The following is a 12383-nucleotide window of genomic DNA, read 5'->3' on the forward strand; positions in this document are numbered from 1 at the left end:
GGCGAACACAGGGTTCTCATCAGCCGCCCATCCCCGGATGCAAAAGCAGAAGGCCCCGATTTTCATCGGGGCCTTCTGCTTTTGAATATGGCGGTGAGGGAGGGATTCGAACCCTCGATACGTTTTCACGTATACACACTTTCCAGGCGTGCTCCTTCAGCCACTCGGACACCTCACCATATTTTCGTCTCGCCGCTATCGCGTCTCAACGGGGCGCTACTATAGGGAGGTCAGCGCAATGGGTCAAGCCCCTTTTTTCAGGTTTTTATCGTTTAGTTAAACTTTCAGCAATCTGTTGTTTTAAAAAACAATTTATGACGTAACTCTGCACAGTTCGCCCCGGTTCGCCGTGCCGGCCCCGCGTTTTAAGTGCGCGCCTACCCGGTTACCGCTTCAATGTGCATAAATAGGCAATAAATGGGGTAAATAATGACTAAACAATCAATAGCCTGCTAATAAAGCTGGCAATCCGGCAGTTCGTGGCGCTAAATAGAAAAAATGCCCGGCCACAAGCCGGGAATAAAATAACCGCGCACAGCGGGCAGGGCAGCGCGCCGCCAGATGCCGGACTGAAACAGGCTAAGGAAATACAGAGGGTTTATGCATCACACATCCACCACACCGCAGGGCGGGCATCACATTCCTGCCGGTGCCGGGACACTTTTCTTCATCCAGATCTTCTCCACGCTCGGCTTCGCCGTGCTCTACTCCACACTGGTGCTCTATGCCACCAAAAAACTCGGCTTCAGTGAGGGCAACGCCAACGCCATGATGGGCGTTTTCGGCGCCTTTAACTATGGCCTGCATCTGTTCGGCGGCTACCTCGGCGGGCGTTACCTCAGCAACCGCAACCTGTTTGTGCTGGGCATGGTGTTACAGGTGATCGGCTGCTGGCTGATTGCCACGGCCGGGGTCAGCGGGCTGTATTGGGGGCTGGCGATGTTCCTCACCGGCAGCGGCCTGAACGTCACCTGCCTGAACATGATGCTGACGCAGCGCTTCCGCCCGGAGGATGAGCGGCGTGAGTCGGCGTTCCTCTGGAACTACGCCGGGATGAACCTCGGCTTCTTTATCGGCTTTGCCGTGGCCGGCTATTTCCAGCTGAGTGAAAACTACCGCGCGCTGTTCCTGTTTGCCACCTTTGGCAACCTGCTGGCGATTGTAATCACCCTGTTGCGCTGGCGCATCCTGAAGGATGTCAATACCCCGCTGAACGAGGCTTCCCACGGGCGTTTCCGCCTGAACATGCTGATCGGGGTGGTGATCCTGCTGCTGCTGGTGCCGCTGATCCGGGTCTTGCTGACCCACGCCGGTTTCAGCGGTTATTTCGTGGTGACGCTGGGCGTGCTGATCTTCCTGGCACTGGGCGTGGTCACGCTGCGTCATCCGCAGCGGGATGAACGCCGCCGCATGATGGCCTATTTGTTGCTGGCGCTGGGGTCGCTGGTGTTCTGGATGCTCTACCAGTTGGCACCGATGGGCCTGATGCTGTTTACCGAACACAATATTGACCTGAACGTCTATGGCCTGCGCGTCGCCCCGCAGTGGGTGCAGAACATCAATACCCTGGTGATTGTGGTGGGCGGGCCGCTGATGGCCTGGCTGTTCAGCCGCCTGCGCCTGCGCGGCTGGCGCATCGACATCCCGTTGCAGTTTTCTGCCTCGCTGTTCTGCATCGGGCTGGGGATGCTGGTGCTGCCAATCGGGATCTCACTGGCGGGCGCGGACGGGCTGGTGGCGTTTAAATGGATTGTTGCCAGCTACGTGTTGCAGAGCCTGGGTGAACTGCTGATCTCCCCGATTGGCTATGCGATGATCGGCAAACTCGCCCCGGCCCGTTATCAGGGCATCATGATGGGCTGCTGGATGATGGTCACCGGCGTGGCGTCGGTGCTGGCCGGGTACATCTCTGGGCTGATGCCGCAAAACAGCGGCAGCACGCCGTTGCTTACCAACCCCGGTTACAGCAGTATCTTCAACACGTTAGGCTGGGGGGCAGTGGCCACCGGTGTGGTATTACTGGTGCTGATACCGTTACTGCGTAAACTGATACAGCGCCCGGCCGCCTGAACCCGCCGCGCGCCGATGGACATGGAATAACATCAGGAGGGCAGTGCATGAACATCCTTTTTTATCATCCGACCTTTAACAGCCAGACGTGGGTCACCGGGCTGACGCAACGCCTGCCGGAGGCGCAGGTGCGCGTCTGGCAACCCGGCGATCATGCCCCGGCGGACTATGCGCTGGTGTGGCAGCCGCCGCGTGAGATGCTGGCGGACCGCAGCGGGCTGAAGGGCATCTTTGCCCTGGGCGCAGGCGTTGATGCCATTCTGGCGCAGGAGCAGCAGGCACCGGGCACCCTGCCGGCGGGCGTGCCGCTGTTGCGGCTGGAGGACACCGGCATGGGGCAGCAGATGCAGGAGTATGTGCTGGCCTATGTGCTGCGCTTTTTCCGCCGGATGGATGAGTACCAGCTCCAGCAACAGCAGAAACAGTGGCAGCCGCTGAAACCCTACCGGCAGGAGAGTTTCCCGATCGGCATTATGGGGGCCGGGGTACTGGGGCAGCAGGTGGCTCAGGTGCTGGTGGCGCTCGGGTTTACCGTGCGCTGCTGGAGCCGCAGCCCGAAACAGATCGAAGGCGTTGAGAGTTTCCACGGCCGCGATAATTTACCGGCGTTCCTGAACGGTACCCGGCTGCTGATCAATCTGTTGCCGAACACGCCGGAGACGGCCGGCATCCTCGATCTGGCGCTGATGAAACAGCTCGCCCCCCAGGCGTATCTGATCAACGCAGCGCGCGGCGCACACCTGAAAGAGGGTGATTTGCTTACCGCGCTGGATCAGGGGCACCTGGCCGCCGCCGCGCTGGATGTGTTTGCCGATGAGCCGCTGGCGCGGATGCACCCGTTCTGGTCACATCCGCGCGTCACGGTGACGCCGCACATCGCGGCCGTGACCCTGCCGGCACAGGCGATGGACCAGATCGCCGCCAACATCCGCGCCATTGAACAGGGGAAAACCCCGGCCGGAATGGTAGACCGGGATCGCGGTTACTGAGTCTCTTCTGAACGGTGTATCAGGGTGCCGCCGCTGCGGTGGCACCTCCCCGCAATGCATTGACCCTAAGCACGATAAAATACGCTGAACCCAATTTAATGCCTCACAACAAAATATAAAATTATGCCATTACGGTAAGCAAAAAAGATTCTCACGCATTGTGGCCGGATGCCTGCCTCATTATTTTCTATCCAGACGCTAGCTTAATAATATTTTACCGTTCCCCCGTTTCTCAAATAATCTGGAAATTCATTATCAGGTATTCACCCTGGCCTGAAGTTATTTGAAGGACACTGAAATGACGGTTGAAAAAAAAGAGATCGATACACTGGTAGTCGGCGCAGGTCAGGCTGGTGTGGCGATGAGTGAGCATCTGAGCCGGCTGGGGATCCCCCATCTGGTGCTGGAAAAAAGCCGCATTGCAGAGGCATGGCGCAGCGGACGCTGGGATTCGTTGGTGGCTAACGGCCCCGCCTGGCATGACCGGTTTCCCGGTATGGAATTTCCGGGTTACACGCCGGACAGTTTTGTCGCAAAAGAGGATGTGGCTGACTATTTTGTTGCGTATGCAAAAAAATTTAATGCGCCGATCCAAACCGGCGTTGAAGTAAAAAGGGCGACCCGTAATTCGGGGCGGCCGGGATTTACCATTGAAACCTCTGAAGGGGTTATTGAAGCGCAACGTATTGTCGCGGCCACCGGCCCGTTTCAGCGCCCGGTTATTCCTGCCATTGCGCCTGAGGATAACCGCCTCTTCCAAATCCACTCTGCGGATTACCGCCATCCCGGGCAATTGCCGGCGGGCGGCGTGCTGGTGGTCGGGGCGGGTTCATCCGGTGTACAGATTGCCGATGAGTTGCAGCGTGCCGGGAAAAAGGTCTGGCTCTCCGTCGGCCCGCACGATCGCCCGCCGCGCAGTTATCGCAACCGGGACTTCTGCTGGTGGCTGGGCGTCCTGGGGTTGTGGGATGCGGCAGCCAGCCAGCCCGGCAAAGAGCATGTCACCATTGCCGTCAGCGGCGCACGGGGCGGCCACACCGTCGACTTCCGCAAACTGGCTGCGCAGGGCATTAACCTGGTCGGGCTGACGAGCGCGTTCCACCAGGGCGTGGTGAGCTTTCACCCGGATCTGGCCGAAAATATCCACCGCGGGGACGCCAATTACCTGTCGCTGCTGGACGCCGCCGATCGTTACATTGCCCAGAACGGCCTCGACCTGCCGGAAGAGCCTGAGGCGCGCCATTTTCTGCCTGATCCCGCCTGCATGACCGCCCCCACGCGGGAGCTTAATCTCGCCGGGGCAGGGATTACCGCCATTATCTGGGCGACCGGTTATGTCGCGGATTACCGCTGGCTGGAGGTGAATGCCTTTAATGAGCAGCATAAACCGCAGCACCATCGCGGGGTGTCGAGCGAACCGGGCGTCTATTTTCTTGGCCTTCCCTGGCTCTCCCGCCGGGGGTCAACCTTCATTTGGGGGGTGTGGCACGATGCGAAATACATCGCCGATCAGATTGCCATCCAGCGCCAATACCAGCATTACCAGAGCACGTCAGAACGTTGATGCGCCTTCATTCCCGTCAACTCACAGGAAACAGATGATGCCGACACATACCCGCATCCGTATGTTCAATACCAAAGAAACCTATCCGAACCAGGCCCTGGATAACGATCTCTGCCAGGCTGTGCGCGCCGGGAACACGGTGTATGTCCGTGGTCAGGTAGGCACCGATTTTGAAGGCAACCTGGTGGGGCTGGGCGATCCCCGTGCGCAGGCTGAGCAGGCGATGAAAAACGTCAAGCAGCTGCTTGAAGAGGCCGGGAGTGACCTGTCACACATTGTGAAAACCACCACCTACATCATCGACCCACGCTATCGCGAACCTATCTATCTGGAAGTGGGGAAATGGCTGAAAGGGGTCTTTCCCATTTCAACCGGGCTGGTGGTCTCTGCGCTGGCGCAACCGCAATGGCTGATGGAGATTGATGTGATTGCCGTGATCCCGGACGACTGGAACGCTAAGGAGCCTGTATGACCCTGTCTATCACCGCCCGGTGCCCGGAGTCGGGGCAATTGGGCATTGCCATCAGCTCCTCCAGCATCGCGGTCGGCGCGCGTTGCCCCTGGCTACAGGCCGGTGTCGGCGCAGTCTCCAGCCAAAATATCACCTTGCCCGCGTTGGGGCAGCAGATTCTGGCTTATCTGGAAGCGGGCGAAAGCCCGCAGCAGGCGATGAAAAGTGCGCTGGCAGAAGATCGGTTCAGTGAGTACCGTCAGGTGGCGGTCATCAGTGCGGACGGTGCCACGGCAGTGTTCAGCGGCGATAAAACGCTGGGCATCTGGCATACGGCACAGGGGGAGAATTGCGTCGCCGCGGGCAATATGCTGGCAGACAAAGCCGTGATGGGTGCCATGGTGGACGCCTTTGCTGCCTCCCGCGGGGAGCTTACCGGGCGCCTGATCGGTGCCCTGCAGGCCGGGCTGGCACGCGGCGGGGAGGCGGGGCCGTTACATTCTGCCGCGGTAAAAGTCGTTGAGGATTACACCTGGCCGGTGGTCGATCTGCGCGTGGACTGGGCGGAGGAAGACCCGGTCGGGCAACTCCAGACGCTGTGGCTGGCCTATGAGCCGCAAATGCAGGCTTATCTCACCCGCGCGCTGGACCCGCGTGACGCGCCCAGCTACGGGGTGCCGGGTGATGAATGAATCTGTGCGGGCGCTGCTGGCGAGGCTGCTCGCGTTTGATACCACCAGCCGTGAATCCAATCTGGCACTGATTGATTTCATTCATGACTACCTGGCGGAGCACGGCATTCCTTCACAGCGCTTTTACGATGAGGAGGGGCGTAAAGCGAACCTCTATGCCCGGCTGGGGCCGCCGGGCGGGGGCGGCGTCATGCTCTCCGGCCATACCGACGTGGTGCCGGTTGACGGCCAGTCCTGGACTGTGCCGCCCTTCAGCCTCACCGAGCGGGAAGGGCGCTGTTACGGGCGCGGCAGTGCCGACATGAAAGGCTTTCTCGCCTGTATGCTGGCTTCGCTGGCGAATTTCCTGCAACAGCCGCTCAGGATGCCGCTCCACCTGGCCTTTTCTTACGATGAGGAGGTAGGCTGCCTCGGGGTACGCAGTCTGGTTTCCTATCTCAACGCCTGTGCAGAAAAACCGGCCATGTGCATCATTGGGGAGCCGACGGAGATGCGCCCGGTGTATGGCCATAAAGGGAAACTGGCCATGCGGTGCCGGGTACATGGGCATGCCTGCCATTCCGCGTATGCGCCCTCAGGCGTGAATGCCATCCAGTATGCTGCCCGGCTCATCACCCGGCTGGAGGCGTTGGGGGAGCAGTTGGCAGAGCAGCGCGACAGCCGCTTTGACCCGCCTTACAGCACTTTACAGGTAGGCACCATTCAGGGCGGCACCGCCTTGAATATCGTGCCGCAAGATTGCCGGTTTGATGTCGAAATCCGCAGCCTGCCGGGGGCAGACGTCGCGGAGGTCACCACCGCGTTACAGGAGTATGCCCAACACACGCTGCTGCCCATGATGAAACAGGTGGACGGGCGCTGCACCATCCAGTTTGACCCGTTAAGCCACTACCCGGCGTTAATGACCGACCCACAGTCGGCCTTCGCGCAGTGGATGATGCAATGGAGCGGCAGTGATGATTTCCGCACCGTGGCGTTCGGCACGGAGGGCGGTTTATTTGATGAGGCGGGCATCGCCACGCTGGTATGCGGCCCCGGCAGTATGGAACAGGGCCATAAACCCGACGAGTATGTCAGCGTTGATCAACTTGCGCGCTGTATGCAGATGCTGGACAACCTCTGCCGGTGGATGCGGGCCTGACGGGTTGCGGCTGCCGCTTTCACTCCGGCGGCAGCCGCGGCCGTTAATCCACCAGCGAAGGGTCCGCCTCAATCATCAGGTGTTTCATCTCTTCAAAATGTTGGCGGGAGAAGTCGCTGATTTTTTCCCAATCCTGCGCGGTCTTCTCGGCAACGTCATCAGACAGCACCTTCAGCGGCCGGCCGGTGGACCAGGCGGTCACCAGAATCTGGCAGGCCCGCTCCAGCGTCCAGATATCATCAAAGGTTTCACCTATCGTCTGCCCGGTCACCATGACACCGTGGTTGCCCATCAGCAGGCGGCGTTTCCCTGCCAGCAGATCGGCAAGGCGGGCGCCTTCTTCCACCGAGTCAGCCATGCCGCCGTAGAGCGTATCGATCGCCACACGGTTGAAGTAGCGCGCTGTATTCTGGTCAATCGGCGGAATATGGGGGTGCGCCAGGCAGGCGATGCTGGTGGTATAGACGGGGTGCAAATGCAGGACCACCCGCACTTCCGGCAGGCGCTGGTGGATCTGGCCATGAATGGCCCAGGCGGTGGCATCCACATTATCACGCTCTGCGTTGGCGGCGTCGTCCGCATTCAGCAGTAACAGATCGCTGGCGCGGAGACGGGAGAAGTGTTTCCACTTCGGGTTGAGTAAAAAGTCTTTCCCGTCAGGGGAAACAGCGGCACTGAAATGGTTCGCCACGGCTTCATGCATCCCCAGGTGGGCGATAATGCGAAACGTCGCGGCCAGGTCAATACGCGTTTTTTCTTCAAAGGAGAGTGCCATAGGTTATCTCTTCAGGCATGGCATGCCCCGGCGAGGGAGGCATGCCGATCAAGGGTCAGGGTTTGGGCATCAGGGTGCTGATGTCTTCCTCGCTGGGTGACTGGAAGTTATATTTCTTCAGCAGCGCCGCGTATTCCGGCGTCTGGCGGTATTTTTCCAGGGCATCCGTCAGCGCTTTTTTCACCTCATCATTGCCTTTTTTCACCCCAAACCCGTTCAATACCGGGTAGATAAGGGTGTCGGAGGAGATGACGATCCGAGTGCCCAGTTTCTCAATCACCCCTTTTGCGACCGCGGCATCGGTGATTTGAGCCTCAACCGCATGTGACAGCAGGGCCTGGGTGGTTTGCGGGTCGGTACTGTATTCGCTCAGCGCAATCGGCTTTAACCCTTTCTTGACGCAATAGTCACTGGAGAGCTTTTGCAGCTGTTGCAACCAGGAGGTGGCCCCCATCGAGCCTATCTTGTGGCCGCAAAAATCTTCCGGGCGTTTGGGCTGATAGTCGCTTCCTTTCAGCGACAAAATAGCCTCACCACTTTTCAGGTAAGGCACCATATCGATGACTTTCAGGCGCTCAGCCGTGATATACATCGAGGAATTGGTAATATCGAAGCGCCCGCCTTGCAGGCCGGTGATCAGGTTGGGGAAGCGGGTATCGATATTTTCCGCCTTGCGCCCCATCATTTTTGCCAGGCCATCAAGGAATTCAATATCAAAGCCTGCCGGCTGGTTTTTCTCGACGTATTCATAGGGGAAAAAGGTCATGTCAGACCCGGCGATGATTTTTCCGGGCTGCAGGAAAGCCTGTGAACTAAAGGAGGCCAGCGCGAGGGCGGCGCTCAGGCACAGGGCTACAGGGCGGGCAACGGGACGTAATGGCTTCATGTCAGCTCCAAAGGAAAGAAGAAGTCAGGCAATCGCGGGATCTTTCCCCGCCTGTTGAACAAAAAAGGACGCGCCGCGCGGTTTTTGCGGCAGCCGCAGTTGGTTATCGGTGCTGCGTACCAGCCCGCTCTCTTCACCGGCCACCATCACGCCGGCATGTTGGCTGGGTAAAGGATTTTCACCATAGGGCAGGCTATCTTCCGCGGCATACACACAGATAAAGAGGGTCCTGGGTAACTCAGTGACATTGGGGCTGGAAGCATGCAGCAAGCGGGTGTGCATGAAACAGACCGACCCCGGAGGGCCAAAGCACGCAACGGGCTGACGGCAATGTTCATCCACCACGGCGTCATCCACCGCGCCGGTAAAGCGGTTATTCTGCCAGTGTGACCACAGTGGCCCTTTATGGCTGCCGGGTATCACATTCAGGGGGCCATTTTCCGGCGTCACTTCACTGACCATCAACAGGGCGGTGACGATGTCATCATTGCTGTGGGGCGTGAACAGGAAATCCTGATGCCACTTCACCTGGGTGGCGGTATGCGGCAGTTTTGAATTGATTTTGCTGTGGTGAAAACGGGTACCGCTGCCGCCAATCAATGCCCCGGCAATCTGTGCCATACGGGATTGTAATGCCGCGTGCTCATACACCGGTGAGATCTCGGTAGGGGAGCTGACACGGCGCAACGAGGGATGATCAGGGCGGTGATCGCCCTCCAGGTCGAAACGCGCCCGCCCATCCTGTGTCTCCCCCCAGGCATCGCTGCGTGCGCGGCTCTCTTCAACCCATTGGTCAAAGTCACGTTGCAACGCGGCGACCTCGTCGGCGGATAACACCCCTTCCACGACCAGATAACCTTGTTGATGAAACTGCTCTGCCTGCCACTGTTCGATCATGAGATTTCCCCTAAGAAAAGTGTGAATGGTTAAGCCAGTGAAACATCCTTCAGGAAGGCGTCTACGCGAGGGTGTTTCCCGCTGCGCAGTGCCTGCGGCGCGTCATCGCAGACCACGCGTCCTTTTTCCATAAAAACAACCCGGTCAGAGACTTTGAAAGCAAAATTCATTTCATGGGTAACGATCATCATGGTGATCCCCTCCTGCGCCAGGGTTTCAATGACCTGCAGGACTTCATTGATTTTTTCCGGATCGAGGGCTGACGTGGGTTCGTCAAACAACATGATTTGTGGGCGCATCATCAATGCGCGGGCAATCGCCACACGCTGCTGCTGCCCGCCGGATAACTGATGCGGGTATTTCCAGGCGTGTTCAAGCATGCCCACTTTGTGTAACAGCATGCAGGCGTACTGGGTTAACTCGTCTGCGGGGGCCAGGCGGTGGTAACGCGGTGCCAGCAGCAGGTTATTCATGACGGTCAGGTGCGGGAAGAGATTAAAATTCTGGAACACCATCCCAATATTCAGGCGATGCTCGGCATTTTCGATAAAGCGTGGCTTTTGCATACCCTGGCGTTGCAGATGCAGGAAAGGCTGGCCATTGATCCTGATCTCCCCGTTATCAAGCTGTTCCAGGCCGTTAAGCAGGCGGATTAACGTGGTTTTCCCCGACCCCGAAGGGCCAATGACTGACACCACTTCGCCCGGCTGGATCTGCAGGTTGACGGCCCCCAGGACTTCGACATTGTTGTAGGCTTTATGCAAATCTGAGGCTTGCAGCGCCGGGTTCTGGCTGCCGGAGAAGGGGCGGGCCACCGCAGCCGGTTCCTGGGTGGCCAGGGCCAGCATGGCAGCGCCGGGCACGCGGGTGGTCTTGCGCTGCGTGACATCCAGCGCGCGCTCCAGGTATTTCAGCAGCCCATCAAACACGGTCACCACGAGCACGTAATAAAAGGCCACGGCCGCCATGGTTTCCATCACCATGAAATTCTGCGAATAGAGCCGCTGCCCCACCATCAGGATTTCTGTCAGGGAGATGACTGACACCAGCGAGGTGAGTTTGACGATGGCGATATATTCATTGGCCAGGGCCGGCAACGCCACGCGCAACGCCTGGGGGATCACCACACGCCACTGTATGCCGGCGAAACGTAACCCCAGCGCATGTGCGGCTTCGCGCTGCCCTTTAGGGATAGACAACAGCCCACCCCGGTGGATCTCAGCGATATAGGCACTTTCACAGATGACCATCGCCAGCAGCCCGGCCCAGAAGGGGTCGCCCAGCACGGCAGAGAAGGCCGGTACTGCCTGCGGCAGGTTATACACAAAGATCAGCAACACCAACAGCGGCAGGCTGCGGAACAACCAGATATAGCCGCGTGCAGGCAGGCTCAGAAAGGGATTCGTGGACTGTTTGCCCAACGCCAGGATAAAACCCAGTACGATACTTAACACCCACGTCAACAGGCTCAGTTTTATTACTGTCCAGGTCGCCAGCCAAAAATCGGCATCACTCAGCAGACCCAACATATAGTTCCAGTTAAACGTCATGGATAATTGGCTCACCGTATTTAAAGGAATGATGTCGCGTGACACAAACGCATTTGAACCGCGCATTAACTTTTCAGTGACACTATGGCGGCAGCGGGATAAAAGAGGCAATTAGTAATTTTTTGGCCTTTGGATTAAAAAAAACTATGCCTCAGCCCGCCCTTTTTAAGGGCAGGTCATGCGCTAAAATGAGGCAGAAAAAACAGGCCGGCCAACAGGATTTTTGGGGAGTAATCCGGGGGTATAAAGAGCAATAAGAAAAGCATTATCAAACAAGGAAAGAAACAGGAAAACAGTTTCTGCTTTTACAGGCCAATAAAAATAGCTGGCATGGGGATTGCTTTCATCTATCACGGCTTATCATCAGACAGTCTGTTACATGATGATACTATTTAATAGGTTGAATAATAATGCGTTTTACACTGAAGCAGCTCAGGTATTTTGTGACCGTGGTAGAAATGGAAAGCATTGCAGAAGCCTCCCGGCAATTGCATATTGCTCAGCCCTCTATCTCTATTGCCATTAAAAACCTGGAGGATGCCTTTGATCAGCAATTATTTATCCGGCATCATGCGCAAGGGGTTTCCCTGACGCCGGGCGGGCGCCGCTTTTATGATAAGGCGAAAGATCTTTTACGCCTCTCTTATGAATTTGAGCAAAACTCCCGCGCAGAAAACGAGGTGGTATCAGGCACCATTGCCGTCGGCTGCTTTGAATCGGCTGCCCCGTTATATATGCCGAAACTTATTGCCGGATTTAAAAAAATCTATCCGGATATCAGCATTCAACTGAATGATGGCGAGCAGCATGAGCTGATGCATGGTTTGCACCGGGGCCGGTTTGATGTGGCTTTTCTTTATGATCTGGAGCTGGGGAATGATATCCATAAAGAGGAATTAAATGCGCCGCATAAACCTTATGCGCTATTGCCGGCCGCCCATCCGTTAGCCAAAAATAAAAGTGTGACACTGCATGAATTAAGCCGAGAGCCTATGGTGTTGCTGGATGCTATTCCCAGTAAAAACTATTTCATTAATATTTTCAGGGATAAAGGGTATTACCCGGATGTGGCTTACAGTTCGCCCTCCATTGAAATGGTCAGGTGTATGGTGGGGCAGGGTCTTGGGTTTTCAGTATTGGTCACCCGCCCTTATTCCATCATGACCTATGATGGAGGCTGCCTGGCGCAGGTGGAGATTGAGGATGATATGCCGGCATCAACCCTGGTCATGGCGTATTTAAAAAATAATGAACCGACACGGCCGGCCAGGCTTTTTATGGAATATTGCCGCAGTATTGAATTAACCCCGCCCCATGCCGGGTAAGAGTTGATTGCCGGCGAAGGTCGTTGCCTGCCTTGATGATAAG

Annotated in this window: 11 protein-coding genes and 1 tRNA gene; 7 read left to right on the forward strand and 5 right to left on the reverse strand. The window is 57.3% G+C overall.

The genetic code is table 11. The features are described 5' to 3' along the window. Positions 1-88: 88 nt before the first annotated feature. Positions 89-178: transfer RNA gene (locus CYR52_RS08415), tRNA-Ser, on the reverse strand. A 422-nt stretch (positions 179-600) separates the two neighbouring features. Here CYR52_RS08415 and CYR52_RS08420 point away from each other — a divergent pair. From CYR52_RS08420 to argE, 6 genes are all read left to right on the forward strand, one after another. After that, on the forward strand, positions 601-2070 hold the full coding sequence (locus CYR52_RS08420; RefSeq protein ID WP_072931113.1) for a peptide MFS transporter: 1470 nt from the start codon (positions 601-603) through the stop codon (positions 2068-2070). A 47-nt stretch (positions 2071-2117) separates the two neighbouring features. Then, positions 2118-3059: a glyoxylate/hydroxypyruvate reductase GhrA gene (gene ghrA / locus CYR52_RS08425; RefSeq protein WP_101828422.1), complete on the forward strand. Its 942-nt coding sequence runs from the start codon at positions 2118-2120 to the stop codon at positions 3057-3059. Between the two features lie 298 nt (positions 3060-3357). Further along, positions 3358-4623 (forward strand): flavin-containing monooxygenase, encoded by a 1266-nt coding sequence (locus CYR52_RS08430; protein WP_072931110.1) that lies wholly within the window; start codon positions 3358-3360, stop codon positions 4621-4623. Positions 4624-4660: 37 nt separating this feature from the next. Beyond that, positions 4661-5095 carry a RidA family protein gene (locus CYR52_RS08435; RefSeq protein WP_072931107.1) on the forward strand — a complete coding sequence of 145 codons (435 nt, stop codon included), beginning with the start codon at positions 4661-4663 and terminating at the stop codon, positions 5093-5095. Next, complete coding sequence (locus CYR52_RS08440) at positions 5092-5766, forward strand: DUF1028 domain-containing protein (protein ID WP_072931105.1); 675 nt, start codon at positions 5092-5094, stop codon at positions 5764-5766. Before CYR52_RS08435 ends, CYR52_RS08440 begins: the two co-directional genes overlap by 4 nt. Beyond that, the gene (argE, locus tag CYR52_RS08445) at positions 5759-6907 is read left to right on the forward strand and encodes an acetylornithine deacetylase (RefSeq protein ID WP_072931103.1); all 1149 of its coding nucleotides are present in this window, start codon (positions 5759-5761) and stop codon (positions 6905-6907) included. Before CYR52_RS08440 ends, argE begins: the two co-directional genes overlap by 8 nt. A gap of 43 nt (positions 6908-6950) precedes the next feature. On the opposite strand, the gene CYR52_RS08450 is transcribed toward argE, so the two are convergent. Genes CYR52_RS08450 through CYR52_RS08465 form a run of 4 tightly spaced genes read right to left on the reverse strand, consistent with a single transcriptional unit; the run spans position 6951 to position 11015 of the window. After that, complete coding sequence (locus CYR52_RS08450) at positions 6951-7682, reverse strand: class II aldolase and adducin N-terminal domain-containing protein (RefSeq protein ID WP_072931101.1); 732 nt, start codon at positions 7680-7682, stop codon at positions 6951-6953. 55 nt (positions 7683-7737) lie between these two features. After that, positions 7738-8568, reverse strand: a complete 831-nt coding sequence (locus CYR52_RS08455) for an ABC transporter substrate-binding protein (RefSeq protein WP_072931099.1) — start codon at positions 8566-8568, stop codon at positions 7738-7740. A gap of 24 nt (positions 8569-8592) precedes the next feature. Next, positions 8593-9465 carry a phytanoyl-CoA dioxygenase family protein gene (locus tag CYR52_RS08460; RefSeq protein WP_072931097.1) on the reverse strand — a complete coding sequence of 291 codons (873 nt, stop codon included), beginning with the start codon at positions 9463-9465 and terminating at the stop codon, positions 8593-8595. A gap of 29 nt (positions 9466-9494) precedes the next feature. Next, positions 9495-11015, reverse strand: a complete 1521-nt coding sequence (locus CYR52_RS08465) for an amino acid ABC transporter permease/ATP-binding protein (RefSeq protein ID WP_101828450.1) — start codon at positions 11013-11015, stop codon at positions 9495-9497. Between the two features lie 407 nt (positions 11016-11422). On the opposite strand from CYR52_RS08465, the gene CYR52_RS08470 reads away from it, so the two are divergent. Then, on the forward strand, positions 11423-12340 hold the full coding sequence (locus CYR52_RS08470) for a LysR family transcriptional regulator (protein WP_072931095.1): 918 nt from the start codon (positions 11423-11425) through the stop codon (positions 12338-12340). Positions 12341-12383 lie beyond the last annotated feature (43 nt).

This window comes from Chimaeribacter arupi, assembly GCF_002858805.1.
Classification (GTDB): domain Bacteria; phylum Pseudomonadota; class Gammaproteobacteria; order Enterobacterales; family Enterobacteriaceae; genus Chimaeribacter; species Chimaeribacter arupi.

Coding starts and splice junctions, on each gene's coding strand:
- CYR52_RS08420 (WP_072931113.1), top strand. CDS start 601: ATGCATCACACATCCACCACACCGCAGGGCGGGCATCACATTCCTGCC.
- ghrA (WP_101828422.1), top strand. CDS start 2,118: ATGAACATCCTTTTTTATCATCCGACCTTTAACAGCCAGACGTGGGTC.
- CYR52_RS08430 (WP_072931110.1), top strand. CDS start 3,358: ATGACGGTTGAAAAAAAAGAGATCGATACACTGGTAGTCGGCGCAGGT.
- CYR52_RS08435 (WP_072931107.1), top strand. CDS start 4,661: ATGCCGACACATACCCGCATCCGTATGTTCAATACCAAAGAAACCTAT.
- CYR52_RS08440 (WP_072931105.1), top strand. CDS start 5,092: ATGACCCTGTCTATCACCGCCCGGTGCCCGGAGTCGGGGCAATTGGGC.
- argE (WP_072931103.1), top strand. CDS start 5,759: ATGAATGAATCTGTGCGGGCGCTGCTGGCGAGGCTGCTCGCGTTTGAT.
- CYR52_RS08450 (WP_072931101.1), bottom strand. CDS start 7,682: ATGGCACTCTCCTTTGAAGAAAAAACGCGTATTGACCTGGCCGCGACG.
- CYR52_RS08455 (WP_072931099.1), bottom strand. CDS start 8,568: ATGAAGCCATTACGTCCCGTTGCCCGCCCTGTAGCCCTGTGCCTGAGC.
- CYR52_RS08460 (WP_072931097.1), bottom strand. CDS start 9,465: ATGATCGAACAGTGGCAGGCAGAGCAGTTTCATCAACAAGGTTATCTG.
- CYR52_RS08465 (WP_101828450.1), bottom strand. CDS start 11,015: ATGACGTTTAACTGGAACTATATGTTGGGTCTGCTGAGTGATGCCGAT.